The sequence below is a fragment of the Flavobacteriales bacterium genome, from assembly GCA_013214975.1.
In the GTDB taxonomy this organism is placed as follows: domain Bacteria; phylum Bacteroidota; class Bacteroidia; order DT-38; family DT-38; genus DT-38.
Genome location: JABSPR010000179.1, coordinates 1 through 3718 on the forward strand (window position 1 = coordinate 1; position 3718 = coordinate 3718).

General features: G+C 35.2%; 4 protein-coding genes. 1 reads left to right on the forward strand and 3 read right to left on the reverse strand.

Annotation, left to right across the window (positions count from 1 at the left end; all coding sequences use genetic code 11):
* The coding region (locus HRT72_06200) for a hypothetical protein (GenBank protein ID NQY67299.1) at window positions 1-235 on the reverse strand (235 nt) is incomplete at its 3' end.
* 8 nt (window positions 236-243) lie between these two features.
* On the reverse strand, window positions 244-1788 hold the full coding sequence (locus tag HRT72_06205) for an OmpA family protein (GenBank protein NQY67300.1): 1545 nt from the start codon (window positions 1786-1788) through the stop codon (window positions 244-246).
* A 238-nt stretch (window positions 1789-2026) separates the two neighbouring features.
* On the opposite strand from HRT72_06205, the gene HRT72_06210 reads away from it, so the two are divergent.
* A complete protein-coding gene (locus tag HRT72_06210; GenBank protein ID NQY67301.1) occupies window positions 2027-2821 on the forward strand; it encodes a hypothetical protein in 795 nt (264 codons plus the stop codon).
* On the opposite strand, the gene HRT72_06215 is transcribed toward HRT72_06210, so the two are convergent.
* On the reverse strand, window positions 2818-3718 hold a 901-nt coding region (locus HRT72_06215; GenBank protein NQY67302.1), incomplete at its 5' end, for an OmpA family protein. The genes HRT72_06210 and HRT72_06215 overlap by 4 nt on opposite strands.

The following is a 3718-nucleotide window of genomic DNA, read 5'->3' on the forward strand; positions in this document are numbered from 1 at the left end:
CTAAATTATCTTCTTCATGCTTGGTGAAATATCCATTTACATCGTAAAAATCTTTTTCATGCAAAAATTTCTTCTCCAATAAAAAGGTACCACTTCGTTGAGAAAACCCCTGACTGAAATACGTTATAGACTTAATCCCATTCTTTTTAACCCATAGGGCATCGTGCACTTTCGCTTGTCCAAAACAAGTTGATATTATTAAACATATACTACATAAAGAAACTAGCAACTTCATTTTACTCATTATTTCGTTAATACTTCAAATTCAACTCGTCTGTTTCTCGTCCGTCCCGCCTCTGTCTTATTACTTGTAATAGGCTCTGTTTCTCCCTTGCCGGTAGCTATTACTCTACCCGTTTGTATTTCATGTTCAATAATATAATTTCGTACAAGAGCACATCTAGCTTCAGATAATTTCTGATTTGCTACATCAGATCCTATACTATCTGTGTGACCAATTAACTCAATTGTCATTGTAGGATTGGTATTCATCACACTAATAATCCGATCCAATTCGGGAAACGACTCTTCTTTTAGAGCTTCTTTTCCAGATTCAAAGAAAATATTATTTAATTCAACCTTTTGTCCAACTTCAATTGGTTTTAGTAATAGGTCTCTTGTAATTTCTTGATACACTCCTTTCTCCTTGAGATCAATAAAATCTGACATTGGCATATACCCTTGAACCTTCGCAGAGAAGCCATAAAGATCACCGTATGGCAGAGTGATTTGATATTCTCCTGTAGCAGGATTTGATAATGCCTCTCCTACCTCTTTACCCTCTGGCCCTAATGTTTCGTAACTAATTTTACCATTGATAGCCCGCATTGTTTTGGCATTCAATATTTTCCCTCTTACCAAAACAACTGGTTCTGGTTTAACTTCTTTGGGCAGTTTTACTTTAACTACATCTCCTCTACCCATCGAGCCTTTTTCCGAAATCATGTATGCATATTCTCCTCTTGCATCAATAGAATAGTACGCTTCAAATTTTTCCGTATTTATCGTTGGCCCAAGGTTTATTGGTTCTGTCCAGTTTTGCCAGGTTTCGTCCAGTCGTTTTGTCATATATATATCATTCTGACCATAACCCTTTGGTTTATTACTTGAATAATACATCGTAATACCATCTGAAGCTAAAAACGGCGTACTCTCATCATATTGTGGCGAATTAATTTTTTTACCTAACGTTCGGGGTTTAGTCCATGAGCCATCTTCTTTAATAAAACTTACATATAGATCACTTGTCTCGCTTCCTTGATATGTACTTAAATAAATCAGAAGCGATTTACAGTCATTAGAAAGAAATCCACCATAGTACATTCCCTGACTCATTGGTCCTAGACCCCTTATTTTCATTAAGCTTAGTGGAGACCAAGCATATTTTGTTTTTCTTGTTACCGAAAACCCAGTGCCTTTTTTAAATTCTCCATTCTTATAAATCCCTCTAACTATTACCATGCTGCCACTCGGTGTAATAGTCTCTATACTATTGTATATATGATTATTAAATGGGGGTAGCATATGTTTTGCCGGTGTCCATGCAGAATCTGGTCCCATCTCAGAAAACCAAATATCTTGACTTTCTGCTTTATCGGTGGTATTGTTCGGGTGTCCTTCCCTTACGAAGTACATCGATTTTCCATCAGGAGAAATCAAAGGACCAATCTCATTGTACTTAGAATTTATTGAAGACCCTAGATTGCTAGGCGCATCAGAATCTTGTCCTAGTGAAATGAAGCTAACGCCTAACAAAAGGAATAAGGTGGAAATTCTGGATTTATTCATTCGGCACATAGTTTGGTTTATTAATAAGACGATGAATTATGACAATGTCAACTTTACAGCAATTATTTAACCAATCTCCATCGTTTTACTGTTTCAAATGTAACTATAATTAGCTGTTCTTCCGTTCTATATAACAAACAGAAACAAACATATCCATCAATAAATAAAGCATCTGTAATTTATATAAAACAGGTATTCACTTTTCATGCCAATAAAAACTAATTTTGTGGCCGATATTATGAAAACGATCCTATTTACTTCTGTTTTCCTTATCACTACTTTGTTAGCGAGCGCATCTCATTTTATTGAAGGTGCCTTTATGCATTGTTATGATACAGCATATTCCAATATTGGAATAGACTTATCAAGTGAGATCAACGCTTATCAGGTTTCTCTTATCGATTCAAGTGATATTAGGGATGCCACCTCCTACTCGTTTCACAGCATGTATATTGACATGGCAAATAATAATATTTCAAGCATTAAAAGTTCATATGATTTCTTGAAAAAATCTGAGAATAATTCTTGGAAAACTATTAGTGCAAATTGCCATAACAGAATAAGTAGATTTAAACTTTATAAGAAAACAAAAATTCGTGTTATCCAAAAGGAGTTAAATGAACTTAAAAAAGACAGTATTAATGAACCTACTAAGTCTGAGTTAGCGCAGGTTTACGTGGATAATTTAGATTCAACTGATTTTAAACAACCGTATTTCAAATTCTATACATTGATTGCCATATCAGAAAGCCACAACACGGAAATAAAAGATTTGGAAGATGCATCTAAATTCAATATCCAAGTATTGTTAACCTCTACAGAGACGATTCTACTAAATAATGAGCCTACTCTGCTGGAGAACTTATCTAGAGAGATTTTTATTATATTGGAAGATGTTCCCGCAGATTTACTCGATAATTACAGAATAGAACTAACTACTTATTCTGGAACAGATTTGCTCTTTTTACTCGAAGCTAAAAAGCAATTAATGCACGTTCCTATCGAAACTATACTTTCCGTTACGAAAAATTAATTAGCCGTTATCATAAATTCGGTTCGTCTGTTATTCTGACGACCTTCATCCGTATCGTTTGTATCTACAGGATCGGAAGGACCATATCCTTTAGCTGCTAATCGATCCGCTGTGATTCCTTTACTTGTTAGATATTTCACAACAGAATCAGCTCTTCTCTGAGATAAAGTAGTGTTCGATGCTTTAGAACCCACATTATCCGTATGTCCTCCTAATTCAATTTTAAGATCAGGAACCGATTTTAAAAACTTCACCAATCTATTCAATTCCGCGTTGGATTCTGAAGTGATCTCTGATTTCCCAGATGCAAAGAATACATTACGAAGAGCAATCTTGCTTCCAATTTTAATATTCTTTAATTCAATATTCTTATTCACTAAACTAAAGTCACTTCCGCTAGGAAGGTTAAAGTTTTCCGAATGAAACAAGTACCCTTCCTTTTTCACCGCAATACCATAATTCTTTCCAGAAGGTAATGACATCAAGAACTTTCCTGAAGCGCTATTCGAATTTAAAGTAGAGATTACTTGCCCTGTTTTGTTATCCGTAATATCTATTTCAGCTTCGATTGGTTTTCGTGTCAACTCATCAATAACTTTTCCTTTAAATACAGTTAAGCTCTTGCGCTCCACTTTAACTTCTTTAGGAACAAAATCATCCTTAACGGGTTTGGCAATACTAGCAAGTAGCATGTCTTCCGTATCAATTAATGGAGCCTTTTGGGGTCCCAAGAAAGTAACTTTGTATATGTCCAAACCGCCTTTTCCTCCTTCTCTATTTGAGGCTATATATGCATACTTACCACTCGCTGTTCCAGCAAAGAACATGTCGTCATAAGGTGTATTAATTGGGTATCCTAAACGAACTGGAAGCTTCCATTGTCCTAATTCCATTTTA